This is a genomic window from Pseudomonas sp. PD9R (assembly GCF_019200975.1).
Classification (GTDB): Bacteria; Pseudomonadota; Gammaproteobacteria; order Pseudomonadales; family Pseudomonadaceae; genus Aquipseudomonas.
The window spans coordinates 119789-146361 of record NZ_JAHTMR010000011.1; the positions used below are offsets into that span (position 1 = coordinate 119789).

The window sequence follows — 26573 nt, forward strand, 5'->3', positions numbered from 1 at the left end:
AATGACTGACCGGTCGTCCCTCGCGCATCTTTCATCGGCTAATGCAAAGCGGGGTTTGCCCGGTGTGACGCCGCCCCCTAGAATGCCCCGATGCGCGATGATCTCTCCCTTCTGCTGAACTCCCTCAACGATGCCCAACGCCAGGCTGTAGCAGCCCGCGTGGGTCGTCAGTTGGTCCTGGCCGGTGCTGGTTCCGGTAAAACCCGAGTGCTGGTGCACCGTATCGCCTGGTTGATCCAGGTCGAAAACGCCTCGCCCCACTCCATCCTGTCGGTGACCTTCACCAACAAGGCTGCCGCCGAGATGCGCCATCGCATCGAGCAGCTGATGGGTATCAATCCTGCCGGTATGTGGGTCGGCACCTTCCACGGCCTCGCGCACCGCTTGCTGCGGGCGCACTGGCAGGAAGCCGGGCTGAGCCAGACTTTCCAGATTCTAGACAGCGACGACCAGCAACGGCTGGTCAAGCGGGTGATCCGCGAACTCGGCCTGGACGAGCAACGCTGGCCGGCCCGTCAGGCCCAATGGTTCATCAATGGGCAGAAAGACGAAGGTCTGCGCCCGCAACACATTCAAGCCAGCGGCGACCTGTTCCTGGCGACCATGCGCAGTATTTATGAGGCCTACGAAGCGGCTTGCCTGCGTGCCGGCGTCATCGATTTCTCCGAATTGCTGTTGCGTGCCCTCGACCTGTGGCGCGATCACCCCGGTTTGCTGGCGCACTATCAGAAGCGCTTCCGGCACATTCTGGTGGACGAGTTCCAGGACACCAACGCCGTTCAATACGCCTGGTTGCGTTTGCTGGCCAAGGGTGGTGACAGCCTGATGGTGGTCGGCGATGACGATCAGTCGATTTACGGCTGGCGTGGCGCAAAAATCGAAAACATTTATCAGTACTCCGAAGACTTCCCGGACGCCGAGACCATTCGTCTGGAGCAGAACTACCGCTCCACAGCCGGCATCCTGAAGGCGGCCAACGCCCTGATCGCCAATAACACCGGGCGCCTGGGCAAAGAACTGTGGACCGACGGCGGCGAAGGCGAAGCGATCAATTTGTACGCGGCGTTCAACGAGCACGATGAAGCTCGCTATGTTGTCGAAACCATCGAAAGCGCGCTGAAAACCGGCCTCGCTCGCAGTGATATCGCCATTTTGTACCGCTCCAACGCCCAATCGCGCGTGTTGGAAGAAGCGTTGCTGCGCGAGCGCATTCCGTACCGTATCTACGGTGGCCAGCGCTTCTTCGAGCGGGCTGAAATCAAGAACGCCATGGCCTACCTGCGTTTGCTCGAAGGACGCGGCAACGATGCCGCGCTGGAGCGTGTGATCAACGTGCCGGCGCGCGGGATCGGCGAGAAAACCGTCGAAGCCATTCGCGACCACGCACGCCACAGCGACGTTTCGATGTGGGAAGCAATGCGCCAATTAGTGGCTAACAAGGGTCTTACCGGCCGCGCGGCGGGTGCTTTGGGCGCGTTTGTCGAGCTGATCGAAAACCTCGCCGCCAAGTGCATGGAGATGCCGCTGCACTTGATGACCCAGACTGTCATCGAGCAGTCGGGGCTGATCGCCTACCACGAAGCGGAAAAAGGCGAGAAAGGCCAGGCCCGGGTGGAAAACCTTGAGGAATTGGTCAGCGCCGCGCGCAACTTCGAAAACAGCGAAGAAGATGAAGACCTGACGCCATTGGCGGCGTTCCTCGGTCACGCTTCGCTGGAGGCCGGGGATACTCAGGCCGACGAGCATGAAGACAGCATTCAGTTGATGACGCTGCACAGCGCCAAAGGCCTGGAATTCCCTTACGTGTTCCTGGTGGGCATGGAAGAAGGCTTGTTCCCGCACAAGATGAGTCTGGAAGAGCCAGGTCGTCTGGAAGAAGAACGTCGACTGGCTTATGTCGGCATCACCCGGGCCATGCAGAACCTGGTGATGACCTATGCTGAAACCCGACGCCTGTACGGCAGCGAAACCTACAATAAAGTCTCACGCTTCGTACGCGAAGTGCCGAAAGGCCTGATTCAGGAAGTGCGGCTTTCCAATAGTGTCAGTCGTCCGTTTGGTGGCAACCAGACGATGAGTGGCAGCAGCCTGTTCAGCGGCAGCGCGATTCCGGAAACCGGCTTCAGTCTGGGCCAAACTGTGCGGCATTCGGTGTTCGGCGACGGTGTGATCTTGAACTTCGAAGGCGCCGGCGCGCAGGCCCGGGTTCAGGTGAACTTCAGTGAAGGCAGCAAATGGCTGATGCTGGGGTATGCGAAGCTGGAAGCTATTTAAAGGCTGACAAGATCGTTGGCTTCGCCAGCTCCTACATGGAATTTGCGTATACCTATAGGAGCTGGCGAAGGCTGCGATCTTTTTCCAGGTCCACCCTGCTTTCAAAAAGGCGACAACATCATGGGCTCAGGCTTTTTTTCCTCCTGGACATTTTGGGCCCTGTTGTCTGCGGCATTTGCGGCGATGACCGCCATCTTTGCAAAGATCGGCATCGAAAACGTCAATTCCGATTTCGCCACACTGCTTCGCACCGTCGTGGTTCTGGTCAGCCTGGCCTTGATTTTGTACGCCACGGGCCAATATCAGTCTTTAGGATCGATCACTGCCAAGAGCTACCTGTTCCTTCTGTTGTCGGGTCTGGCTACCGGCGCATCATGGATTTGCTACTTCCGCGCACTCAAAGTCGGCCCGGCCTCACTGGTTGCTCCAGTGGACAAACTCAGCGTAGTGCTGGTGGCCATACTCGGCGTGGTCCTATTAGGCGAAAAGCTTGATCTACGCCAATGGGGTGGAATCGGACTGATCACGGGCGGGGTGATCATGCTAGTGCTGCGGCGCTAAGCATTCCTCCTACAAAACTTATCCACTCATCTGACAGACCAAAGTTAACAGGCCTTATTGCGCTGACCGAAGCTGAACCCGACCTGTCAGGCAAAAGCCCGAAACACTCTGCCGCTAGCCAGTAACACTTCAGCTGTGCAACATGGCGCGCGTGCTCTCCACAAACGGGAATTCCCTTTATGAAACGTTTTCTTAGCATCGCCATGGCGTTGTGCATTGGCCTGACGATGAGTCTCGACGTCAATGCCGCCAAGCGCTTTGGTGGTGGCAAAAGCGCCGGCGCTGCGCCGACTCACCAAACCAGCCAAATGGCACCTTCTTCTCCTGGCATGGGCGGCGCTGCGGCGACTGCTGGTGCTGCAGGTGCCGCTGGCGCCGCTGCCAAGGCCGGCGGCGCTTCGCGCTGGCTCGGCCCTCTGGCCGGTATCGCTGCCGGTGGCCTGCTGGCCTCCATGTTCATGGGCGGCGGATTCCAGGGCATGCAGATCTTCGACATTCTGATCATGGCGGTTATCGCATTCCTGATCTTCCGCTTCATCGCCGCTCGTCGTCGCAAGCAACAGGAGCACATGGCTCCGGCAGGCCACGCACCCATGCAGCGTGAAGTGTTCGAACAGAAGCCTGCTGCCGGTTCGATTTTCGGCGGTTCGGCGGCCCCCGCAGCTGCCCGTCCGGTCATCAATGCACCGGCCTGGTTCAACGAGGCGAGCTTCGTCGAAGCGGCCCGCAGCCACTTCCAGTCCCTGCAGCAACACTGGGACGCCAACGAAATGGACAAGATCGCCGAGTTCGTGACTCCGCAAATGCTGGAGTTCCTGAAGCGCGAACGTGCCGATCTGGGCGACGGCTTCCAGTCCACCTATATTGATAACCTCAATGTGCAGCTGGACGGTGTGGATGATCGCGCCGACAAGACCATCGCCACCCTGACCTTCAACGGTTTGTCGAAAACCTCGCGTTTCGACCAGGGCGAGGTCTTCAGCGAAAGCTGGAACATGGAACGTGCGCAGGGTGAAAACCAGCCTTGGCTCGTAGCCGGTATCCGCCAGAACGGCTGAATACCCTCCACGCTTAACGTGCTGTAATAAAAACCCCGGACTTGTCCGGGGTTTTCTATTTCGCGGTTGCATCTATAGCGAGCTACTGTATAAACCGCCCCATATAAACCGCGCCATACAAGCAAGAGGATCCCGGACGTGGAAGAAATCATCGAACAACTGCGTGAAGCCAACGAGCCGGTACCGGTCCCCTTGGAGTTGCCTGACGAAGATCAGATCGTGGAAATCGAAGAACAGCTGTTCATCGACATTCCATTCGTCTTCAGAGAGTTTTTGCTGACCGTCAGCGACGTGGTCTACGGCAGCCTGGAGCCGGTGACCGTCACCGACCCGCAATCCCACACCTACCTGCCCGACGTTGCCGCTAACGCCTGGGACGCCGGCGTGGATCGCAGCATGATCCCGATCTGCCAGGACGGTGATGACTACTACCTCGTCGAAGAGGACGGCACCGTGGTGCTGTGGCAGGCCGAAGAAGAACTGATCGCCGAAGAAACCTGGGAATCGGTGTGGCACTGGGCGCGGGACGTCTGGCTGGAAAGCTGAGTCAGCAAACGCCCCATCGGATTAATGCCCCGACGAATCATTGTGGTTGTCCAGGGTATCCAGCAAGGCCACCTGCATCCGCGTGTGAACGCGGATAAACCAGCGCCACAGCAGTGCCGCCACAGCAGCCGCGACCACGGCGATCAGCACCAGCAACTTGTTGGTCGGCAGAATACTGGCCGACAAGGCTGCCAACAGCAAAAAGATCACCAGCAGCGAGAGGATCGGGATCACTTCGGCGATCACCCGGCGCACGCGTTGCGTGTGGCGTCCGGCCATCTCCGGCTTGACGCCCATTTCCGCCAGCAACATCGACAGCGCTTTGAGCTTGCGATAGGCGGCAATCAGGAATGGCAGCGACAACAGCAACGCCACACCCCAGATCAACGCTTTCTGCCAGCTCGGGTCACTGATCCAGTCTTGCAGGTAAGCGGACACGCGTTCGGCGAAGAACGCGCCCGAGAAGAAGATCGCGATCACCAACGCCAGGTTGACCCCCACCTGCAGCAAAATCCTTCGAATCATCGACGCCAGCAAAGCACCTTCGCCCTGAGGCTGGATACTGCGCAGCCATTCGCCATACATGCCCAACACGCGCCCGAGCCGCTGCGGCATCACGGCGGCCAGCTTGATCGACAGCGGATCTGCCGCACGGATCAGATAGGGCGTCAGCAACGTGGTGATCACCGACACTGCCACCGCCACCGGATACAGGAAGTTACTGGTGACCTGCAGGGTCATGCCCAGCGCGGCGATGATGAAAGAGAATTCGCCAATCTGCGACAGACCCATCCCGACGCGTAGTGAGGTACGTCCGTCGTTGCCAGCGATAAAGGCTCCGAGGCCGCAGGACAGCATCTTGCCGAGCACCACGGCAACCGTAATCACCGCGATGGGCCAGGCGTATTGCAGCAGGATCATGGGGTCTAGCATCAAGCCGATGGCAACGAAAAAAATCGCACTGAACAAATCGCGAACGGGTTCGATCAAGCGTTCAATTTTCAGCAATTGGCGGGATTCGGCCATGATCGCGCCAATCAGGAACGCTCCCAAGACCATGCTGTATTCGAGTTTGACCACCAGCAAGCAGAAGCCGAAACACAGGCCCAGCACGGTGATCAGCAGCATTTCGTTGCTGTCGAATTTGGCCACGTAGGCCAGCAAGCGCGGTACCAGCAAGATGCCAACCACCAGCGCGACGATCATGAATAGCGAAAGCTTGCCGACCGTGGAAAACACTTCGCCTGAACTGACCGTACCGCTGACGGCGATGCTCGACAGCAAGGCAATAATCCCGATGCCCAGGATATCTTCGACGATCAACACCCCAAAAATCAGCTGCGCGAAGCGCTGGTTTTTCATCTTCAGATCGTTGAGTGCCTTGACGATGATGGTGGTCGAGGAAATCGCCAGGATCGCGCCGAGGAACAGCGAGTCCATGGTGTTCCAGGCAAACCACTGGCCGATTTCGTAGCCGATCCAGATCATCAGCACGATTTCCAGGAACGCCGCGATAAATGCCGTGGCGCCGACCTTGAACAACTTGCGCAGGCTGAATTCCAGACCCAGGCAGAACATCAAGAAAATCACTCCTAGCTCAGCCAGGGTTTTGATGGTGTCTTCGTCGTGGATCAGGCCAAACGGCGGGGTATGCGGGCCGATGATGAAGCCGGCAACGATATAGCCCAGAACCACCGGCTGTTTGAGACGGTGAAAAAGCACGGTCACCACACCTGCGACCAACATGATCACTGCCAAATCCTGAATAAAACTGATGGCATGCATGGTGTGGGGCTCCTTGGCTGACATTGCTCGATCGCCAGACGCGGGAAAGGTCTGATCGAGCAGAGTAAAAAATCCGCTTTCCGCGTAGGAATTGCCCTTGAGGTGGGCTTTTGAAGGGTAACACCGCGACTTCCGGCAGAAAGGCGGTGCAATATATGGAAACAGATCGATCCGGCGTGACGGCGACTACCCGTCCGGCGTCCCGATAACTGTGGTTTGAAAAAACCGCGCAGGCACCCGCAGAGGTGTGTCCCTCAAACCTTGCCTTGATCCGTGAGAACGCTATGGAACCCGGAAACGCCCAGCTGTCGATGACGGTATTGATGACCCCCGACATGGCCAATTTCTCTGGCAATGTTCACGGCGGGACCCTGCTCAAGTACCTCGACGAAGTTGCCTACGCTTGCGCCAGCCGCTATGCCGGTCGGTATGTGGTGACCCTGTCGGTGGACCAGGTAATTTTCCGTGAGCCGATCCATGTCGGTGAACTGGTGACCTTTCTTGCTTCGGTCAACTACACCGGCAACACCTCCATGGAGGTGGGCATCAAGGTAGTGACCGAGAACATCCGAGAGCGCTCGGTGCGTCATACCAATAGCTGCTTCTTCACCATGGTCGCCGTGGATGACCAGCGTAAACCCGCTGTCGTGCCGCCCCTGCAACCGCAGAACAGTGAGGACAAGCGCCGCTTCATGCAAGCGCAGCAGCGTCGCCAGATTCGTCAGGAACTGGAAAAGCGTTATCAGGAAATCAAGGGCGACGCTTAAAAGAAAAAGATCGCAACCTGCGGCAGCTCCAGGAGAACATATTCCCTTGTAGGAGCTGCCGCAGGCTGCGATCTTTCAGCCGTCAGATAATTACAAACTGATCGAAGTCGCTTCAAACCGCACCCGCGGATGGGCGATCCGATCTTGCGCCCGCACCAATTCCAACTCGTAGCTGGCGCAGGCCTGGGTTTCCAGCAACACCTCATGCACCGCCGAGGCGGCAAATTCGAAGGCGGCCACCAAGCTGTCGCCCAAGAGCACACGAGCCAGAAACAGTCCCGAGGTCAGGTCGCCAACGCCCACCGGCTGGCGTGGAAAGGCCAGCAGCGGGCGCTGCAAATGCCAGCTGCCCTGCGCAGTCACCAGCAGCATTTCAAAGACGTCCGGTGTTTTGCCGGGGTAGTCCAGATGCTTGACCAACACCGCCTTCGGACCACGCGCCAACAGTGCTCGCGCCATTGCCAGGCAATCAAACAACGACTGCGGTTTGCGCCCTGAGAAGCTGTCGAGTTCCAGTTGATTCGGGCACATGAAGTCGGCCACGGCGGCGGCTTCTTCCAGCAGGAAATCGCTGACTTCCGCCGGCACGCTGCAACCTTTCTCCGGATGCCCCATCACGGGGTCACACAGGTACAGCGCCTTGGGATTCATCGACTTGATCCGCGCCACGCCCGTCAAAATCGCCCGCCCTTGGGCCGCACTGCCGAGATAACCCGACAACACCGCATCGCAATTGCCCAATTCGCCAATCGCTGCAATGCCTTCGACCAGGTCGGGAATCTGGTGTGGCGCCAGCACCTCGCCGGTCCATTGGCCGTACTGGGTGTGGTTGGAGAACTGCACCGTATTGAGCGGCCAGACATTCACCCCGACCCGCTGCATCGGGAAAACCGCGGCACTGTTGCCCGCGTGACCGAACACCACGTGGGACTGGATAGCGAGCAGATGGGGCGTACGTTTCATGCGGTGAGTTTTCCGTAAAACGATTGAAATTCGAGCCGCGCAGTATGCGACTAAACGCAGCCTGTACGACAGACCGGCGACGCAGTTAAGCTGACACTATCTTGTTGGAGCACCCTGTTGATGCTGACCCTTGGAAATATTTTCGTGCTAATGCTGTTCGCTACCGCTGGCGCATGGCTGTGGCACAACCACGGCTTGCGCGAGCGTGCGCTGGAGCGGGTCAAACAGCATTGCAGCAATCTCGGAATCGAGTTGCTGGATGGCAACGTGGCGCTGAAAAAGATCGCCTTCATCAAAGACGGCCGAGGTCGGCGGCGCCTGGCTCGTGTGTATAACTTCGAATTTACCGTCACTGGCGAATCGCGCCACAACGGCACCATCACCCAATTCGGCGCACACAGTGCGCAGATCGAACTGGCACCCTACCCGGTGCCGTTCGACGATACCCCAACGGTAGTCGATGTGGTGAAGCCCAGCGCCGAGATAATCGAGTTGAGCCATTGGCGGCAAGAGCACAACAAGTGGCGTCCATAAATTTAAAGATCGCAGCCTTCGGCAGCTCCTACATTTGGATCGTAATCCCACTGTAGGAGCTGCTGAAGGCTGCGATCTTTTACTCTTCAGCCCAACATACAACTGGTCAGATCTCTTTGCAGCGCATCAACGTCCTGCGGCGCACTGAAAATCAGCTCGATCCGCGAATCCTGCCGCCATTCGCTGGCCTGCCAGATCAACTCCGCGTTATCCAGCGCATTCGTTGAAACCCACCCCCCGGCGCTGTGGATAACCAGCTTCGAACGCCGCCAGACAAGGCTTTCAAGCCACCGCTGGACAAGGGCCACATCGAAGGTCTGACTTGGGTGCCAGCGCCAGCCGATACTCCAACCGCCCTCCTGCTCCTGACTCAAACAAATCGGCAGCGCCGGATCGCTCCAGATCGCTGGAATCTGCGCCAAGCCCTTGGGCATCACAAAGTTATCCACACCCGCAACGGCCCGAGCTATCAAACCCGGCAACTCGCTCAATGGCAGAACTGCTTGTTGCGTCCAGTACAGCGGCCGCACCGGCAATCGCGCAACAATTCGCTGGCGAGCAACATCGTCGAGTCCTTCGGACTTGTTCATCAACAATAAGCCGGCACTGATCAGCGCCTCCTGTTGCGCTGCAGGCAGCGGTTTTCCGCTGGCAAGCGCCAGGGCATCCAACACCAACACACAGGGTTGAACGCTTAGCACGCCTTGCCACGGCGCCTCATTCAGCTGCCTGAGCAATTGCGCCGGATGCCCCAGCCCGGACGGCTCGATAAACAGACGATCCGGCCGTGCCTTGCGCAGCAAACGACCGAGGCCGATCTGAAACGGTGCACCGTTGACGCAACACAAACAGCCCCCGGCCACTTCGCCCAGTGCGATACCATCGGCATCCTGGGTCAGCAGTGCGGCGTCGAGGCCGATCTGGCCGAACTCGTTGATCAACACCGCCCAGCGTTCACCGGCCGGGCGTTGCGCCAGCAGGTGCTTGATCAGGCTGGTCTTGCCGGCACCCAGTGGCCCGGCGATGACATGGGTGGGTATGTTCTGCAGCATGATCGAGGTTTTCTGAGGAGGTAAGGATGCGGTTGATGGGATTGTCGTTGCTTCTGACACTGGCGTGCGGCGAGGTATTTGCCCAGGCCTGCGTCGTGCACAGTACGGCTGAGCGGCTCGATGTGAAAGTCTGCCAGCAGAACCGCAACATCCCGGAAAAGCTGTTCGCCGACGGCTTCTGCCAGCCGAATCTGGCTGGGCAGAAGGTCGAGGTGCAATACGTCGACCAATGCCCTGGCGGCGCGTTCGGAGTGTGCAGCAACGCTCAAGTCGCCAATATGCCTTACCGGCAGGATATTCACTATTACGGCGTAGTCACGGACGCCGCCTATTTGAAGCCGTTTTGCGAAGCCCAGAGCCAGGGAACCTGGCTCAAGCCTTGATGCACGGGCCAGTCAACGGTATCAGGCCACCTCCTCATACCAAGGCCCGAACGGGTCCGGCAGCAGTCGCCAGCACTCCACGCCCATGGCCATTTCGTCATCGCTCAGCAGGCATTCGTCGAGCTCGCGGGTGAGTTGCGCGAAGTCGATGTTCTGACCAATGAACACCAGCTCTTGCCGGCAATCGCCCGTTTCAGCGCTCCAGTTCTGCATGATGCCGGCAGTGCTTTCTTCGTCCTGCGGCCATTGGTTCTTCGGCACAAAACGCCACCAGCGCCCGGCAAAACCGTAACGCATCAAACCACCCGCCTGGGACCAGCTACCGGCGTCCATGTGTTTGCTCGCCAGCCAGAAAAAGCCCTTGGAGCGCAGCAATTTGCCATTCACCCACGGACCATCGATGAAGTTGAAGAAGCGCTGTGGGTGGAAAGGCCGGCGTGCGCGGTAAGCGGTGGAGGCGATGCCGTATTCGTCGGTTTCCGGCACGTGTTCGCCACGCAACTCCTGCAACCAGCCTGGCGCCTGGGCGGCTTTTTCAAAATTGAAGCGGCCGGTGTTGAGGATGTTTTTCAGCGGCACTTCACCCATCACCATCGGGATGATTTGCGCCTCGGTGTTGAGCCGTTCGAGGATCGCGATCAGTTCCTCGCGTTCCTGGCTGCTGATCAAGTCGATCTTGCTGATGAGGATGACGTCGGCGAATTCGATCTGCTCAATCAGCAATTCGGTGATCGAGCGCTCATCTTCATCGCCCAGCGTTTCGCCACGGGAAGCGAGGCTTTCGGCGGCCTGATAGTCGAGCAGGAAGTTCACACCATCGACCACGGTGACCATTGTGTCGAGCCGTGCGACGTCGTTGAGGCTTTGGCCATTTTCATCGCGGAACGTAAAGGTTTCCGCGACGGGCAGCGGTTCGGAAATGCCCGTGGACTCGATCAACAAGTAGTCAAAGCGACCCTCTCTGGCGAGCTTGCTTACCTCCTCCAGTAAATCTTCACGCAGGGTGCAGCAGATGCAGCCGTTGCTCATTTCCACGAGTTTTTCTTCAGCACGATTGAGGCGGACATCGCGCTGTACTTCACTCCCATCGATATTGATTTCGCTCATGTCGTTGACGATCACGGCGACGCGCAGACTTTCGCGATTACGTAGTACGTAATTGAGAAGTGTACTTTTTCCGGCACCAAGAAAGCCCGACAGGACAGTCACAGGAAGACGATTGAACATCAGGTAAACCTCAGAGCTCGTGCCCGAGCAAATCGTCGGGCTTGATTTAGTGTTATGTTATAACCATAGTGTTACACCATAACACTCAAATCAACTCCCACGATGGATTCACTCATGAATGCGCTGACTCTGCCGGATATCGCCTCGCAGGCCTCACGCCAACCCTTGCCGCTGGAATGGGTGGGCATGTGCGGCATTGCACTACCTGTTTTATTTGATGGCCAACGGTTGGCTGCAAACGCCGATGTCGGGGTTAGCCTCGATGATGGAGAGGCGCGCGGCATTCATATGTCGAGGCTCTATCTGGCGTTGGCAACGCTTGAGTCGGAAACACTCTCGCCAGCTCTGTTAAGGCGAACATTGCAAAGTTTTCTGGATAGCCATGAAGGACTCTCCAACAGCACGCACTTAAAAATCCACACCGAATTGCTGCTTAAAAGACCCGCGTTAGTCAGTCTACTTGCCGGTTGGAAAGCCTATCCCGTCAGCATCGAAGCGCGTTTGAAAAACGCGATGTTCCACGTGGAACTAAAAATCGACGTGCCTTATTCCTCAACGTGTCCCTGTTCGGCAGCGCTTTCTCGGCAGTTGATTCAGCAACAATTCGTCGATGACTTCACCAACAAGCCACTGCAACACGCCGAAGTTTTGGCTTGGCTCGGCTCGACAAAAGGCATCGTCGCAACACCTCACAGCCAACGCAGCGTCGCACAACTATGTGTACGCCTGGACGACTATCTGGACGAACTTCCGCTGATCGCGCTCATCAACGATGCCGAAGCGGCACTCGGCACCGCCGTACAAACAGCGGTGAAGCGCGCTGACGAACAAGCCTTTGCCCTGGCCAACGGGCAAAACCTGATGTTCTGTGAAGACGCAGCGCGCCGCTTGAACCAGGCCTTGAAACGCTCACCCGGCATCAATGGTTTTCGAGTGCGGGTGATCCATGCCGAAAGCCTCCATGCCCACGACGCCGTCGCCGAAAGTCACTGTAACTGGGAGGTCGCATGATCCGTTGCCAGGCGCTGCGTTGGGGAGCTCCAGGTCAGCCCCTGACACCTCAACTCGATATCGAATTATCAAAGGGAAGCTTCACCGCCGTGATCGGTGCCAACGGCAGCGGGAAAAGTAGCCTGTTAAAAGTCCTCGCCGGTCTGCAAAAACCGCTGACGGGAAAAACCTTACTGGATGTCCCCCGCAAGGGCTCTCTCTCATTTTTACCTCAGCAACAGCACTTGGACCGCCAATTTCCCATCAACCTGCAGGAGTTGGTCGCTGCCGGTTTTTGGGGCAGCAAGCAATCACCAGCACTGCGCAGCCAGCGCCTGAAAACGGTGCTGGAAGACTGGTGCCTGAGTGGTTTGGAACAGCGCCCTTTGATGGCTCTGTCCGGTGGCGAATTGCAGCGCGCCCTGCTCGCTCGACTGAGTCTCGCCGATGCGCCTCTGTTGTTACTTGATGAGCCGCACGCTGCCCTTGACGAACTCGGTCAGGCGCTCCTTTGGAAACACCTGCACGGATGGCATGCCGAGGGGCGAACACTGGTTGTCGTGTGCCATGACCTGGCCGCCGTACGCCAACATATTCCGCACACGTTGCTGATTAAACGCAGCGGTTGCGTCTACGGTTCGAGCATCGAGCTGATCCACCAGCCACCACAAACGCAGGTGGCCTGATGCTTGCTGCTGCTCATCTTTGGCAACCTTTTAATGAGTTCGTGTTCATGCGCCGGGCCTTGTTTGGCGGCTTGGTTCTGGCATGCAGCACGGCACCGCTCGGGGTGTTTCTGATCCTGCGGCGCATGAGCCTGATCGGTGACGCGGTAGCCCACGGCATTTTACCCGGCGCTGCATTAGGCTTCTGGTTCGCCGGACTGAGCCTCCCCGCGCTGACCATCGGCGGCCTCGGCCCCTTGGCACACGGCGTATTCCTGACGTTGGTGGTGCTGAATCTGGTAATCGGCTTTCAGGCCATCGGCGCCTTGATGGTGGTCGGCCTGATGATGCTGCCCGCTGCCGCCTCGCGCTTCTGGAGTCGCCGCTTACCCGTCTTGATCTCCATCGCAGCACTGCTCGGCAGCCTCTCCGTGTGGCTGGGCCTGCTGCTGTCGTTCTATTACTCGCTGCCCAGCGGTCCGGCCATTGTGCTGGTGGCTGGCGGTTTGTATCTGCTGTCCGTGGTGTTTGGGCCGGTGCACGGTTTGCTGCGCCGCCCGCCTTTGCTCACATCCCAATGAGGTGTTCCCCGATGCGCGCTTTACTCGTGCTGTTCAGTTTGATGCTGTCGATGTCACTGTCCGCCGCAGAAAAACTTCAAGTGGTCACCAGTTTCAGCATTCTCGCCGACATGACGCAGCAGGTCGGTGGCGAGCATATCCAGATCACCGACATGGTCGGCCCCGACGCCGACGCACACACTTATGAGCCAACCCCGAACGATGCCCAAGCGCTGCTCAAGGCAAAACTCATCATCAAGAATGGCCTGGGTTTCGAGCCATGGCTGGATCGTCTGGTGACCAGCACCGAATCCCGGGCCCCCGTCATCAGTGCCAGCCACGGCGTCATTCCGCGTGCCCTGGATGAAGACGGCGAGACCATTGCGGACCCGCATGCCTGGCACAACCTCGCTAACGCCGAGTTGTACGTCAGCAACATCACCAAGGCACTGATCACCGCCGACCCGGCAAACAAAGCTGACTATGAACGCAACAGCCAGGCCTACCTGAAAAAGATCTACGCCCTGCTCGCCGAAGCCAAGACCAAACTGGGCTCACTGCCGCCGGGCAATCGCAAAATCGTGACATCCCACGATGCATTCGGTTATCTCGGTCAGGCCTACGGTATCGATTTCATGGCGCCGCAAGGACTGTCCACCGAGCGCGAGCCGTCGGCCGCCGAAGTTGCTGCGCTGATTACTCAGATTCGTCAGGCCAAGGTCAAAGCGGTGTTCATGGAAAACATCAAGGACGCTCGCCTGCTCAAGCAGATCGCTGACGAAAGCGGCGCGCAGATTGGCGGCACGTTGTACTCCGATGCCCTCTCTGCCAGCGGTCCGGCACGCACCTTTACCGGACTGTTCGAATACAACCTCAACACCCTGTACGACGCGTTGAGCAAGCCATGATTACGCAACCATCCTTCCGGCAGTGACTGAATCGCCTCCTGCGCGCAAGCACCAAATGGCCTGACACGACAAATGTCTACATGACAACAGCCAGGGTTTGGGCCTAAGGTTTATGCGCTAGCGCATGTGATCGAAGTATCCGAGAACAACAACCATGATCCAGATCACCCTGCCCAATGGTTCATTGCGTGAATACGACCAACCGCTGTCCGTGCACGAGGTTGCTGCGAGTATTGGCCCTGGGCTGGCCAACGCGGCAGTAGCAGGTCGAGTCAACGGCATGTTGGTGGACTGCGAGTTCATGATCGAGGCCGATGCCAGGGTCAGCATAGTGACGCCGCAGGAGCCTGACGGCCTGGAAATCCTGCGCCGCTCCTGTACGTTGATGCTGGCCATGGCGGTCAAGCAACTCCACCCGCATGCGCAGATGCGCACGGGTTCGACACTGGGTGACGGTTTCTTTTGCGAGTTTGCAGTCGAACGCGCCTTGACCCCCGTGGACCTGCCGTTGATAGAAACACGCATGCAGTCATTGGCAGCCACCAATCACTCGATACGTCGCCGTGAGACACCTTCCCCTTCAATGCATGCCGAGAACCTGTCGATCTACCGACTGGGTGACTCCGAATATCTGACCACCGGCCCGCATGTCCCGACGACCAAGGTACTCCAGGCATTTGCGCTCGATCACATCAGCGGAACCTTGCAACAACGGATCTACGGCACGTGCTGGTCCAGCCATCAGGAACTGCAACACTGGCGCCTACCGCCGCGTGTGATGGTTGTGAGCATGGGTGAACATCAGGTGACTTATGCACAATCGGTGACCGAAACCTTGCGCCGTACCGGCGTGCACGCCCTGGCCGACCTGCGTGATGAGAAAGTGCGCTACAAGATCCGCCAGCACAGCCAGACGGTGCCCTATTTGGTCGTGGTGGGAGAGAAAGAACAGGCCGGTGGGTTCGTCAGCGTGCGCAGTCGAAGTGGGGAAGATTTTGGCAGGATGGGGATTGAAGCGGTGTGTGCGTGGTTGAGTCAGCCTGAGGATTAAGGGTCCTGGTGCGGACGCTGTCGCGAGCAAGCCCGCTCACACTTGGCCATGTTCCCCCAAGAGAACTCGGACAAATATGGCAGCGGGCTTGCTCGCGAAGCTTTTAGGCTCTTGGTTTCACAGTCCCGCAATCCTGCCCCAACCACACGGCGCGCGTATCGAGGCTGCCCTTTTGCTGGATGCCGGTGGCATTGAAAGTACCGTTGACCTTGGTGGTGAACTCACGATCGCTGAGGAACGTAGCCACACCCGCACCTTGCGCTTTCGGACAGCTGAAGCGGAATTTCCACTGGTTGCCGGTGCGGTCGGTGATTTCCTGCTTGCAGCCCGATTGCGGGTCCGTCAGCGGAATGTTGTCCGACTTGACCTGCTCCGGGGTCAGGCAAGCGCGAATCCCTTTACCACCCATGGTGATGCCCTGCTTTTCCAGCTGCGCACGCTGCTCAGGGGTCATCTGGCTTTGCAATTGCCCGAGGATCAGTTGCAGATCAGGCATGTTCTGATCGTCGACCTTCATATTGCTCGTGGTCAATTCCCACAGCCCTGGTTGGAGCATCTGCGCTTGAGCAACCACAGGAAGTGCCACACCTAGTGCCATGGCCAAACCCAGCAGACGAACATTCATCGTGTAACTCCTGATCAGTAGTGGCCGTTAGACGTCAGCCACAGGCTTCGGTTCATGGACCAATTAAATAGCGACATTCTGCCCGGAACATGGTCTGTTACGCATTGAATCTTCAGGAGCAAGGCTGCCCCCATGGATTATTTTGGACCGCATATTTTCGGCTACACCATTGCCTTGCTGCACTCGCTAGGCATGATCGCGGCAATACACGCCGTGCTGACCGTTCGAACCGCCCAAGGCTCGATTGCCTGGGCACTGTCATTGTTTTTCATTCCCTACCTCACGCTGATCCCCTATCTGGTGTTCGGCCGCAGCACTTTCGATGGCTACATCAAGGCCCGCCGCCAAGCCAACGAAGAAATGCGCAAGGCCATCTCCGAACTGAATTGGCGCCCATGGGTGGAAGAGGCACTGACGGCGCGCGCGTCCAATGCGTATGCGTCCCTGAGGGCGATGCCGAAACTGGGCCGCATGCCATGCCTGGCCAACAATGAAGTGCAATTGTTGATTAACGGTCGGGCCACGTTCGACGCTATTTTCGACGCCATCAGCCAGGCGAAAGAAGCGGTGCTGGTTCAATTTTTCATCATTCACGATGACCGACTCGGCCAGCGCCTGCGCGACTTGCTCCTGCGCAAGGCCGCCGAAGGTGTGGCGATTCATTTGCTGTACGACCGCATTGGCAGCCACTCCCTGCCCCACAGTTATGTGCAGGCGCTGCGCGACGCCGGTGTCGAGGTCAAAGCCTTCGCTACCCGCAGCGGCTGGCTTAACCGTTTCCAGGTCAACTTCCGTAACCACCGCAAGATTGTGGTGGTGGACGGAATCCTGGGCTTCGTCGGCGGGCACAACGTCGGCGACGAATACATGGGTGAAAAACCACCCTTGGCACCCTGGCGCGATACCCATGTTCGAGTGCGCGGACCGGTGGTGGCGTGCATGCAGGAATCGTTTGCCGAGGACTGGTTCTGGGCGGCGCGCTCATTACCACCCATGATCCTCCCGGAGGTGTATCCAGACGACGGTGTGCTCTGCCAGTTGCTCGCCAGTGGCCCGGCAGATTCCTACGAGACCTGCTCACTGTTCTTCGTCGAAGCCATCCATGCGGCGACCGAACGCGTCTGGATCACCAGCCCTTATTTCATCCCCGACGAAGCAGTATTCGCTGCATTACGCCTGGCCGTATTGCGCGGGGTTGATGTACGGATTCTCCTGCCTTCACGCCCCGATCACCGAATCGTTTATGCCGCCTCCAGCCTGTATGCCTTCGAAGCCGTGCGCGCCGGTGTGCGGGTGTTCCGTTATGAACCCGGCTTCCTGCATCAGAAAGTGGTGTTGATCGACAGCGAAATCAGCGCCATCGGCAGCGCCAACATGGACAACCGTTCGTTCCGGCTGAATTTCGAAGTGATGTTGCTGACGGTGGACAGTGCGTTTGCTGCCGAAGTGGAACAGATGCTCAACGACGACTTTGCCCAGGCTCACGAAATCGCCAAAGAAGAAGGCCGGGAAACCCACCGCCTGCAACAAGTCGGCATGCGGGTCGCCCGGCTTATTTCACCCATCCTTTAAGGCGTGTAAATGTCATCCCGGGTCCATGGCAGTTCATGACTGCCATCGGGGTGAGTCTTCACCGCCAGTATCTGATGCAGGTTGATCCAACCCTTGGCGAACGCGTAGGCACATCCCGCCAGGTACAACCGCCAGATCCGCAGTGCTTGTTGCGGCACCTCTTTAGAGGCGGCTTCCAGATTATCCTCAAGCCGCTCACTCCAGTGGTCCAGAGTACGCGCGTAGTGCAAGCGCAGACTCTCGACATCGACGATCTCAAGCCCGGCTTCGCTGATCTCGGCAGAGATCATCGACAGATGCGGCAACTCACCATTGGGGAATACGTACTTCTCGATGAAATCGCCGGCACCGCGTCCCACTGGGCGACCATCCGTGTATTTGGCGGTGATCCCGTGGTTCATCACCAAACCACCTTCCTTGACCGCACCGAACAGGGTTTTGCAGTACTCGGCCAGGTTCGCATGGCCGACGTGCTCGAACATGCCCACGCTTACCACTTTGTCGAAGCGCCCGTCTTGGGGCAGATCGCGGTAGTCGAGCAGTTGCAGTTCAACCAAGTCCTCCAAACCTTCTTCCTTGACCCGTTCACGAGCCAGGGCCAGTTGCTCTTTACTTAGGGTGATGCCAAATACTTTCGCGCCAAACTCACGCGCTGCATACCGCGCCAACCCACCCCAGCCACAGCCGACATCCAGCAAATAGTCGCCAGGTTGCAGACGCAACTTGCGGCACAGGTGACGGAATTTCGCCTGCTGGGCCTGTTCAAGGGTCTCGCTACCCGTCTCGAAATAGGCGCAGGAATACGCCATGTCACTGTCGAGCCACAGCTGATAAAAAGCGTTGGACAGGTCGTAGTGGTAGGAAATCGCCTTGGCGTCGGTTTCCTTGTCGTGGACGACGCGCACTGGCTGAGTGTCCAAATCACCGAGCAACGCCTGGCTCCATTCATCAACAACGCGTATCACGTCGCTGATAGAACCCTCCAACTCAAGTTTGCCCTCGACAAACGCCGCTCCGAGCGCGTCCAGGCTTGGATGAGTGAGCTGGGGAACCATTTGTGGGTCCTTGACCACAATTGTGACGCTGGGCGTCGGCCCCAGATTAAATTCATGGCCGTCCCAGAGTCGCAGGCGTAGCGGTAACTGCAGATTCTGTAAGGCCGGTGGAAGTTGCGCGAGCATGGAGGATCCCCCTTGTTTCAGACGTCTGATCAGAGGGTAGACCATCTTGGAAAAATAGCTGGCTATCGAATTAATAGCCGTTTTCTATGATTCGCGGCAAATAACCAATCACCGCGAATGCACAAAATGCCATGCCCTCAACGTTAATGACTGCGGACACGGCGCACAGTTCTGAAAATTTTATGGCCGATAATCCCCCGGTTTAGAACGATTGCAGATTTTTTCTCAGTCTTCATCCTTCAACTTCAGCAACGGTTCCTGGAACCGCAGCAGACGCCCCGCATTACCCAACACCAATAATGTGCTGAGGTTATGCAGCAACGCCGCAATCATTGCACCCGCTGCGCCGAGCCAGCCGAATGCGGCGAAGGCAACAATCGCCAGAGTCCAGCCCAAGCCAATGATCACGTTGACCTGCAAGGTCTGCCGACACTGCCGACTCAAGCGCACACACGTCCCGAGGCGACGCAGGTCGCTCCCGATCAGTACGATGTCCGCCGAGGCCAGCGCTATGTCCGCGCCACCCGCGCCCATCGCGACGCCGACCACTCCCGCCTTTAATGCCAACGAATCATTGATGCCATCCCCGACCACCATAGGCCGGAAACCACTGTCGATTTCCTTGAGCACGCGGTTCAGTTTGTCTTCGGGCAACGCCTGCGCTTCGACATCACTGATGCCGACATCCCGCGCGAGAGTGTGCGCGACACTTTGGCGGTCACCGGTAAGCAAAAGCTGCCGGCCCAGGCCAAGGTCTCGCAATTCGCTCAAGGCAAACTTCGCTTCGGGTTTGACGCTGTCGGCCAGTAACAACCAGGCCAGGAATTCACCGTTGAGTGCGAGCCCGGCAATCGGGCCGTCGTGGTCAGGAACCACCGACGTGGCGATGCCCAATTGAGCGAACAATTCTGGCCTGCCCAGTGCCGCCTCGCCCTGCTCTGTCATAGCCACCACACCCAAACCCTGACGTTCGTGCAGGTCGGAAAGCAGCAGGAAATGCTCCTGTGAAACCAGCCCGGCCAGCGCACGACTAACCGGATGACTGCTGGCAGAGCCGAGGCTGGCGGCGAGTTTCAGGACGTGCGTGCGATCCTCCAGCGGGCTGTCGATCGATTGCAGACGCAAGGTGCCGAAGGTCAGGGTGCCGGTCTTGTCGACCACCAGTGAGGTCAAGTCTGCCAACTCTTCAAGAAACGCCGAACTGCGAATCAGAATGCCGTGCCGAGCCGCCACCGCCACCCCGGCAATCGCCGTCGCCGGTGCCGACAACACCAGTGCGCAGGGGCACGCCGCCACCAATACCGCGAGCATGGCCTGGGCATTATTGGTGATGAACCAGGTCACCGCCGCCAGTAACAACACCAGCACCATGTAGCTACCGGCGTAGCGCTCAAGTAACCGGGTAATTGGTGGCTTCGAACGTTCGGCGTTTTGCATCAGTGCGATGACTTTACCGAGGGTCGATTCTCGGCCCGTGCGGGTTACTTCGATGCGCAGTAGCCCATCAAGGTTGATCGCGCCGCCGAACACCAGCATGCCGACACCCGCCTCCACCGGCACCGACTCGCCGGTAATGGATGCGGTGTCGAGACTCGCCTGACCGGACAACACCCGACCATCTGCCGGCACTCGATCACCGGCGCGCACCTCCACCCGATCGCCCGCCTTCAGCGTGCCATTGTCGACCTCGACGATCGAGCCGTCAGCCTGAAGCTTGCGCGCGTGGCTGCGGGTCAGTTTGCCGAGGGCATGAATGGCTTCTTGCGAACCGATTACGCTGCGCTCTTCCAGCACGTGGCCAAAGATCATGATGATCGGCAGCAATGCAGCCGTCAGCAAATCGCCCGTCGCCCAGGCACCGAGCATGGCGAGGGCGATCAATTGATCGGTGATGCCGTGCAGGCTCGGATACCGCAGGCTGTACCAGGCCGAGCGCATGACCGGTATGGCCACCAGCACGGACGCAAAGCCCAACAACAATTGACTGACCCCGGTCTGCTCCGGCGACAACCAGCGCCAGACGAGCCCCAGTGCAAGCAAGCCAAGTGCGAGCATGGCCAAGGTCAGTTGACGGGCAGCGCTGCGTTGTTCGGCCGAAGACAACATGCTCGGCGCAGCGGCAGTTTGAGCAGTCATTGTGCAGCTCCCTGAATGATCAGCCGGGAATCGTCTTTCGGATCAACCGTGGTGACCGAACCGGCCTGACCGAGAATCTTCGGCATCCGCTCGCGGTAAATCCGCAGCAACATTTGTGGGTCGGTGCCTTGTTGTTGGGCCTTGGCCAGGCTCAACACCGTGGCCGTATCCGCCGAGGCTTTCGCCAGTCGCTCGCTCGCCTGGGCGTGGGCAACTTGCAGGGTGCGATCGGCTTGTTCGTTGGCGGTCTGGGTCAGCTTCTCGGCTTCGGTGCGCGCGTTGGCCACCGCTTTGTCAGCTTGTTGGCTGGCAGTCAGCACGGCATTGAAGGCGTTGACCGCCGGGCCGGGCAAACTCGATTGCACATCCACCCGTGCCACTTCAATCCCCAGCCCCTGCCCTGTTGCCGTCAATTCAGCGAGGCGTTGGTTGATGCCTTGTACCAGATCTCCGCGCAGTCGTTCCCGTCGTTCGGCCGCCTGATTATCCGCGCCGATCAACTCCGGTCGGGCGACCAGAATGGTGTCCAGATCTCGTGCGGCGGTGAGGGCTACAGCGCTGCGAGTAACCAGTCGATCCAGGGCTGGCAATACATGTTCGCCTTGAAGCACAAAGGCATAGGGCTCAGTGACCTTGTAGAAAACCCGCACATCCAGCTGCACCACACCAGCATCGCCCGTCAGCAGGTAACCGGAACCCGCCAATGCGTCACTGATCGGAGTGGCAAAACTGGCCACATGATCAAACTGCAACGCAGCGTCTGTGCGCAACAAATTTTCCACTCGACGCTCGATCACACGATCCGCCGCCGGCAACAAAATGACCTGCTCAAACGGTCGCGGCCACGCCAACAGCAGACCGGCATTTTGAATGCGATCCAATGCACCAAAGTGAAGAACCACCGCGCGGTTTTGCGGATCGATCTGCCGCACATTCGAAACCGCCCACGCCAGAGCAGCCAGCACTGTCACCGCATACAGGGCGAGAAACGCCAATCGCCCGGCCTGAATCCAGGGGCTGCTCAATTCATTTGTTCCACGTGGAACCAAACTCATGGCTGTGATCCGGGTTTGTTATCGAGCGTCGGCGGACCGTCAACCAACACACGGAATGGCGCGGCATCGGTGCGAAGAATCAGTTTTGTTCCAGGCGTAACCACGGTGCCCAAGGTGTCGAGTGAGCGCAGCAAGTTATAGAGCTGCGGTGAACCGGCGTATGCCCGACCATAAATCTGCGCCGCTTCGACCCGCGATTGCGCTTCAATGTCAGCCGCTTTCACCGTCGCATCGGCCTGTACGATTCGCGCATCCCGCTCGGCGGCAGAGCGAATTTGCGCGGCTTCGCGTTTGCCAATGGCGGTGCGCTCAGTGGCAATGGTTTCGCGCTCGGCGCGCATTCGATCCACCGTCGCCGTGAGCGTGACCGACGGCAACGTCAGGCGTTCGATGCCAACTTGCAGGACTCGCACACCATAAGTGGTCAGCAACTGTTGATCGATTTGCTGGCGCAGTTGTGCTTCGAAATCGGCGATGTGTACTTGATTGGCGTCCGTGTTCACCAGGTTGGCCAGATCGAAACTACTGGCCGTGGTTTCCAGCGCCGAACCGACAAAGGTGCGGATCTGCCGCGCCGCTTCGTCCGGTTGATTCTGCACGGCGCGCATGAAGCGCTGCACATTGTCCGGATCACCCTGCACCTGCCACGCCACATAAGCCTGAACAATGATGCGCAAACCATCCCGTGTGCCCACGTCCTGCAAACCGCTGGACGTGGTGCGCAGTCGCAGATCAACCGGGATCGCCGCTTCGAAAGGTGCCGGCCAGCGCCAGCCAAGACCCGGTTCCAACAGCACTCGCGATGGGTTGCCAAAGCGGGTGATCACCGTGGCTTCGCCCGAGCGTACTTGCACCAGGCTCGCCGCTGCCACGGCAAACACCACCAGCAACGCCGCCCAACCCATGCGTCGCCATGGGAACGGGCCGGCTTCCTGCGGATCGCCGTGGTGATGATGGTGATGACCGTGGTGGTGATGCCCGCCATGGCCGTGGTCATGGCCGCTATGGTCATCATGATCGTGACCATGATCTGAAGAATGTGACTGGCTCAATTGGCAGCTCCTGGCTGAGCGGTTTTACGCGACGACGCAGGGTCAGCCGGCAACGTGAACGTACGGAGGTCGATGGTCGGCGCATTGCTGCTGCCGCCCAGGCGATGGTCGAGCACCAGCAACCTGGCGTTGGCCAGGCCTTGGGAAAGCTGGCTGAGGTATTGCTCCAGCACGAATGCCTGGCCAGCGCTGGCATAAGCCTTTTGCTCGGCGCTGAATTTCAGGTCGGCCGCCTTGGCCGTGGAATTGACTTCGTGGGCACTCGCGGTCGCCTGATCTTGAGCGATGCTGGCCTGCAACTGCGCCTGGTTGGTAGCTTCGGCGGCGGCTCCCCGTTCGCGGGCAATCAATGCCTGGGCGCCAATCTGCGCGGCTTGCACGCCGTGATAAGCATTGGCGGCACCTGCCGGTGGATGAATCGCTTCTACAACGGTGGCGAGAATTTCCACACCGCTGTGGAGATTGTTCAGGTCCGCCTGCACGGCCCGGCCGATCTCATCGGCGAGCCCCACCCTGTCTTCACCGAGCAGTCCGTCGAGGGTACGAGAGGCGAAGTCGTGAACCAGAATGCGGCTGGCAGTGCTGCGAATCAGCGTCGGCACGTCGGCACTGTTATAGGTGGCAGCCAGTGCCGCTTGATCGCTCAGGCCGATACGGTAGACAAAGCGCACGTCCATATTGACGATCTGAAAGCTCTGCTTGTCAGCGCGGCTGCTGGCAATCACTTGGGATTTGTCGTTCACGTGGCTGGCGTCCCACAACCGGTTGGCCGTGATCGGTGCGGGGCCTTCGGCAGGGTCAGACTGCACTGGCACGGACGTTTCCCCAACACTGGTGGCCAACTCATGTACCACGCCGTTTTCGACATTCAGTACCCGCCCCAGTGGCCACGGAAGACCGGCATGCAAACCGGGGCCGAACACCTCCACCGGTTTACCAAAGCGCTCGTAGATGCCGCGACCTTGCAGCGGTATTTCGTGAATACCCGTGAGCGACCAACCGACAACGGCGACAACGGCCAGCACCGGCAAGAATGCTCGTCGCATATAGGTGAACGCCCAGATCTGCCGCAGATCGATACCAAAGCGGTTGTGCAATTCGTGCTGCAACGCCAGCAACGGCTGAGGCGGCCAGCGCAACATGTCGGCGACAAAGCTACGGGCCAGCAACACCGGTTCAAGTTGCTCACGGCGCGGGATGAACAACGACAGTGCGGCGCGCAGCAGCAACTCGACTGCAACGAGACCCGGCAACAGGCCGATCAGGACCGCCAGACGAACTGGCCAGAGGGCGGTTTCATTACCAAACAACAGGCACAACGCACCGAGTATCAGGCTGATTATTGCCACGCGGATCAGCTGCGCCAACGCACCAGCTTCAGGCCATTGGGCTGAGTTTTCCTGAGCAAGTTGACGCTCCAGCACGAGCAAACCGAAGGCCAGCAGCAGCGCCAGCGTCGCGCCCACCGTGGCCGATATTCCCAGTGCAGCGGACGGCAATTCAAGGTTCCACACCTGCTCGACACACAGCAACGCCAGCAGCGCCCAACCGCCCAGCCATAACGTCGGCGCACCGATCTGCCTGAGCAGGTTCACCCAACGCTGACCCATCCGATCCAGCAGCCGTTCGTACCAACCCACCGGGGCTTCAAGGTCGACGTCGGCAACGATCACTGGCTCAACCGGGCTCATCGCCCGCGAACGCCACTGCGTTACCCACCAGGCGGATTGCAAGCCAGCGACGACCACCAGCAACGCAGCGCTCTGATTGAACAACAGCGCAGGCCAAAGCGATTGCGGCGTAAACAGCCCGACAAAAAACCCCGATACCAGGCCCATCGCCGCGAGCACGCCGAGGCCGATGGCGAACTGGCGCAATCGTCGCCCCTGGAAAACCGCCTGTTGAAAGCGCGGCAAACCGGCTACCTGCGCTTCATCCTCATCGAGATCGACTTGCATACCACTCCAGTGTTTATCTTTGTCCACAGTGCATTTCGTTACAATATAACGAAATCGGTGAAATTTTCGTGCTCATTCGCTCTATCTAAAGATGCTCAACCTATCGCTACGCTGAAGCCTTGACCGAAATGCGCCGGAACGCACATATTACGTTCGTAATTTTATTCAAAGACTACTTTTACCGATCCCGGTCCCCTTTCAATCCAGGAGTACATTCATGAGCACTTATGACGTCGTGATACTCGGCGGTGGCCCTGGCGGCTACAACGCAGCGATCCGCGCAGGCCAATTGGGTTTGAAAGCGGCTTGCGTGGAAGGCCGCGCCACCCTTGGCGGCACCTGCCTGAACGTCGGATGCATGCCTTCCAAGGCGTTATTGCACGCCTCCGAACTCTACGACGCAGCCATGGGATCGGAGTTCGCCAGCCTGGGGATCGAGGTCAAACCCACCCTCAATCTCGCCCAGATGATGAAACAGAAAGACGAAAGCGTGACCGGGCTGACCAAGGGCATCGAGTTTCTCTTTCGCAAAAACAAAGTCGACTGGATCAAGGGCTGGGGCCACATCGACGGGCCGGGCAAGGTCACGGTCACGGTCACTGACAATGCCGGTGGCAAGACTGAACTAAGCGCCAAAGACATCATCATCGCCACCGGTTCAGAACCCACTCCCCTGCCCGGCGTCGACATCGATAACAAACGGATTCTCGATTCCACCGGCGCGCTCTCGCTGACCGAAGTACCGAAACATCTGGTGGTGATTGGTGCCGGCGTGATCGGCCTTGAGTTGGGCTCGGTGTGGCGGCGCCTGGGTGCTCAAGTGACGGTAGTCGAATTCCTCGACCGCATCTGCCCGGGTGTGGACGGCGAAGCGGGTAAAACCCTGCAGCGTTCTTTGAGCAAGCAAGGCATCAGTTTCAAGTTGAGTTCCAAAGTGACGAGTGCCACATCCTCCGACACCGGTGTGCAACTTAGCGTCGAGCCTGCTGCGGGTGGCACCGCCGAAGTGCTGGAAGCCGATTACGTGCTGGTGGCCATCGGGCGCCGGCCGTACACCCAAGGCCTCGGGCTGGAGAATGTCGGCCTCACCACGGACAAACGCGGCATGCTCACCAACAAGGGCCACCGTACAGAAGCCGCCGGCGTCTGGGTAATTGGCGACGTAACCTCCGGGCCGATGCTCGCGCACAAGGCCGAAGATGAAGCCATGGCCTGCGTCGAACAAATTGTCGGCAAGGCGGGCGAGGTCAATTACGACCTGATTCCCAACGTCATCTACACCAAACCCGAGCTGGCCAGTGTCGGCAAAACCGAAGAACAACTGAAGGCTGAAGGCCGCGCGTTCAAGGTTGGAAAATTCCCCTTCACCGCCAACAGCCGGGCGAAAATCAATCACGAAACCGAAGGCTTCGCCAAAGTGCTGGCCGATGAACGCACCGATGAAATCCTCGGCGTGCACCTTGTGGGGCCGAGCGTCAGTGAAATGATTGGCGAATATTGCGTGGCGATGGAGTTCAGTGCGTCAGCCGAAGACATCGCCCTGACCTGCCACCCACACCCGACGCGCTCCGAGGCTTTGCGCCAGGCAGCAATGAATGTGGAGGGAATGGCGACGCAGATGTAGATCAACAGCAAAAGATCAAAAGATCGCAGCCTTCGGCAGCTCCTAC

24 protein-coding genes are annotated in these 26573 nt (G+C 58.7%); 14 read left to right on the forward strand and 10 right to left on the reverse strand.

Annotated elements, in window-relative coordinates; all coding sequences use genetic code 11:
• The first annotated feature begins 90 nt into the window (after nt 1-90).
• The 4 genes from uvrD to KUF73_RS20785 all read left to right on the forward strand — a co-directional run bounded on the left by uvrD (nt 91) and on the right by KUF73_RS20785 (nt 4439).
• Nucleotides 91-2274, forward strand: a complete 2184-nt coding sequence (gene uvrD, locus KUF73_RS20770) for a DNA helicase II (RefSeq protein WP_218439905.1) — start codon at nt 91-93, stop codon at nt 2272-2274.
• Between the two features lie 120 nt (nt 2275-2394).
• On the forward strand, nt 2395-2835 hold the full coding sequence (locus KUF73_RS20775; protein WP_218439906.1) for an EamA family transporter: 441 nt from the start codon (nt 2395-2397) through the stop codon (nt 2833-2835).
• Between the two features lie 179 nt (nt 2836-3014).
• The gene (locus tag KUF73_RS20780; protein ID WP_218439907.1) at nt 3015-3893 is read left to right on the forward strand and encodes a Tim44 domain-containing protein; all 879 of its coding nucleotides are present in this window, start codon (nt 3015-3017) and stop codon (nt 3891-3893) included.
• A gap of 138 nt (nt 3894-4031) precedes the next feature.
• Entirely contained in the window at nt 4032-4439 is a 408-nt protein-coding gene (locus KUF73_RS20785) for an SMI1/KNR4 family protein (protein ID WP_007943369.1), read from the forward strand.
• Between the two features lie 21 nt (nt 4440-4460).
• Here the strand turns inward: KUF73_RS20785 and KUF73_RS20790 are convergent, their stop codons facing one another.
• Nucleotides 4461-6224 carry a cation:proton antiporter gene (locus KUF73_RS20790; protein WP_218439908.1) on the reverse strand — a complete coding sequence of 588 codons (1764 nt, stop codon included), beginning with the start codon at nt 6222-6224 and terminating at the stop codon, nt 4461-4463.
• Between the two features lie 284 nt (nt 6225-6508).
• On the opposite strand from KUF73_RS20790, the gene KUF73_RS20795 reads away from it, so the two are divergent.
• A complete protein-coding gene (locus tag KUF73_RS20795) occupies nt 6509-6991 on the forward strand; it encodes an acyl-CoA thioesterase (RefSeq protein ID WP_034149366.1) in 483 nt (160 codons plus the stop codon).
• Nucleotides 6992-7081: 90 nt separating this feature from the next.
• Here KUF73_RS20795 and pdxY read toward each other — a convergent pair whose 3' ends face one another.
• Nucleotides 7082-7954, reverse strand: a complete 873-nt coding sequence (gene pdxY, locus KUF73_RS20800) for a pyridoxal kinase PdxY (RefSeq protein WP_218439909.1) — start codon at nt 7952-7954, stop codon at nt 7082-7084.
• 120 nt (nt 7955-8074) lie between these two features.
• Here pdxY and KUF73_RS20805 point away from each other — a divergent pair, with 120 nt between their 5' ends.
• Nucleotides 8075-8488, forward strand: a complete 414-nt coding sequence (locus KUF73_RS20805) for a DUF3301 domain-containing protein (RefSeq protein ID WP_218439910.1) — start codon at nt 8075-8077, stop codon at nt 8486-8488.
• A gap of 86 nt (nt 8489-8574) precedes the next feature.
• On the opposite strand, the gene KUF73_RS20810 is transcribed toward KUF73_RS20805, so the two are convergent.
• Nucleotides 8575-9540, reverse strand: a complete 966-nt coding sequence (locus tag KUF73_RS20810) for a GTP-binding protein (RefSeq protein WP_218439911.1) — start codon at nt 9538-9540, stop codon at nt 8575-8577.
• A gap of 26 nt (nt 9541-9566) precedes the next feature.
• Between KUF73_RS20810 and KUF73_RS20815 the strand changes: the two genes are divergently transcribed.
• Entirely contained in the window at nt 9567-9923 is a 357-nt protein-coding gene (locus KUF73_RS20815; protein ID WP_218439912.1) for an NADH:ubiquinone oxidoreductase, read from the forward strand.
• 21 nt (nt 9924-9944) lie between these two features.
• On the opposite strand, the gene zigA is transcribed toward KUF73_RS20815, so the two are convergent.
• Nucleotides 9945-11150: a zinc metallochaperone GTPase ZigA gene (gene zigA / locus KUF73_RS20820; protein WP_218439913.1), complete on the reverse strand. Its 1206-nt coding sequence runs from the start codon at nt 11148-11150 to the stop codon at nt 9945-9947.
• Nucleotides 11151-11264: 114 nt separating this feature from the next.
• On the opposite strand from zigA, the gene folE2 reads away from it, so the two are divergent.
• From folE2 to KUF73_RS20845, 5 genes are all read left to right on the forward strand, one after another.
• The gene (gene folE2, locus KUF73_RS20825) at nt 11265-12161 is read left to right on the forward strand and encodes a GTP cyclohydrolase FolE2 (RefSeq protein ID WP_218439914.1); all 897 of its coding nucleotides are present in this window, start codon (nt 11265-11267) and stop codon (nt 12159-12161) included.
• Complete coding sequence (locus KUF73_RS20830) at nt 12158-12826, forward strand: metal ABC transporter ATP-binding protein (protein WP_218439915.1); 669 nt, start codon at nt 12158-12160, stop codon at nt 12824-12826. The genes folE2 and KUF73_RS20830 overlap by 4 nt, the downstream gene beginning before the upstream one ends.
• Nucleotides 12826-13386: a metal ABC transporter permease gene (locus KUF73_RS20835; protein ID WP_218439916.1), complete on the forward strand. Its 561-nt coding sequence runs from the start codon at nt 12826-12828 to the stop codon at nt 13384-13386. Before KUF73_RS20830 ends, KUF73_RS20835 begins: the two co-directional genes overlap by 1 nt.
• A gap of 11 nt (nt 13387-13397) precedes the next feature.
• Nucleotides 13398-14273, forward strand: coding sequence for a metal ABC transporter substrate-binding protein (locus KUF73_RS20840; protein WP_218439917.1), 876 nt, complete (start codon nt 13398-13400; stop codon nt 14271-14273).
• 154 nt (nt 14274-14427) lie between these two features.
• Nucleotides 14428-15324, forward strand: a complete 897-nt coding sequence (locus tag KUF73_RS20845) for a His/Gly/Thr/Pro-type tRNA ligase C-terminal domain-containing protein (RefSeq protein WP_218439918.1) — start codon at nt 14428-14430, stop codon at nt 15322-15324.
• 103 nt (nt 15325-15427) lie between these two features.
• Here KUF73_RS20845 and KUF73_RS20850 read toward each other — a convergent pair whose 3' ends face one another.
• The gene (locus KUF73_RS20850) at nt 15428-15949 is read right to left on the reverse strand and encodes a DUF3617 domain-containing protein (RefSeq protein ID WP_218439919.1); all 522 of its coding nucleotides are present in this window, start codon (nt 15947-15949) and stop codon (nt 15428-15430) included.
• Between the two features lie 132 nt (nt 15950-16081).
• Between KUF73_RS20850 and cls the strand changes: the two genes are divergently transcribed.
• On the forward strand, nt 16082-17521 hold the full coding sequence (cls, locus tag KUF73_RS20855; RefSeq protein WP_218439920.1) for a cardiolipin synthase: 1440 nt from the start codon (nt 16082-16084) through the stop codon (nt 17519-17521).
• On the opposite strand, the gene cfaB is transcribed toward cls, so the two are convergent.
• The 5 genes from cfaB to hflK (KUF73_RS20880) all read right to left on the reverse strand — a co-directional run bounded on the left by cfaB (nt 17518) and on the right by hflK (KUF73_RS20880) (nt 24903).
• Nucleotides 17518-18702, reverse strand: a complete 1185-nt coding sequence (cfaB, locus tag KUF73_RS20860; RefSeq protein WP_218439921.1) for a C17 cyclopropane fatty acid synthase CfaB — start codon at nt 18700-18702, stop codon at nt 17518-17520. The two genes, cls and cfaB, sit on opposite strands and share 4 nt — an antisense overlap.
• 225 nt (nt 18703-18927) lie before the next feature.
• Nucleotides 18928-20838 carry a cation-translocating P-type ATPase gene (locus KUF73_RS20865; protein ID WP_218439922.1) on the reverse strand — a complete coding sequence of 637 codons (1911 nt, stop codon included), beginning with the start codon at nt 20836-20838 and terminating at the stop codon, nt 18928-18930.
• Nucleotides 20835-21893 (reverse strand): protease modulator HflK, encoded by a 1059-nt coding sequence (gene hflK, locus KUF73_RS20870; protein WP_218439923.1) that lies wholly within the window; start codon nt 21891-21893, stop codon nt 20835-20837. The genes KUF73_RS20865 and hflK (KUF73_RS20870) overlap by 4 nt, the downstream gene beginning before the upstream one ends.
• Complete coding sequence (gene hflC, locus KUF73_RS20875) at nt 21890-22945, reverse strand: protease modulator HflC (RefSeq protein ID WP_218439924.1); 1056 nt, start codon at nt 22943-22945, stop codon at nt 21890-21892. The genes hflK (KUF73_RS20870) and hflC overlap by 4 nt, the downstream gene beginning before the upstream one ends.
• Complete coding sequence (hflK, locus tag KUF73_RS20880) at nt 22942-24903, reverse strand: protease modulator HflK (protein WP_218439925.1); 1962 nt, start codon at nt 24901-24903, stop codon at nt 22942-22944. Before hflK (KUF73_RS20880) ends, hflC begins: the two co-directional genes overlap by 4 nt.
• Before the next feature lie 217 nt (nt 24904-25120).
• On the opposite strand from hflK (KUF73_RS20880), the gene lpdA reads away from it, so the two are divergent.
• The gene (gene lpdA, locus KUF73_RS20885) at nt 25121-26527 is read left to right on the forward strand and encodes a dihydrolipoyl dehydrogenase (RefSeq protein ID WP_218439926.1); all 1407 of its coding nucleotides are present in this window, start codon (nt 25121-25123) and stop codon (nt 26525-26527) included.
• Nucleotides 26528-26573: the final 46 nt, after the last annotated feature.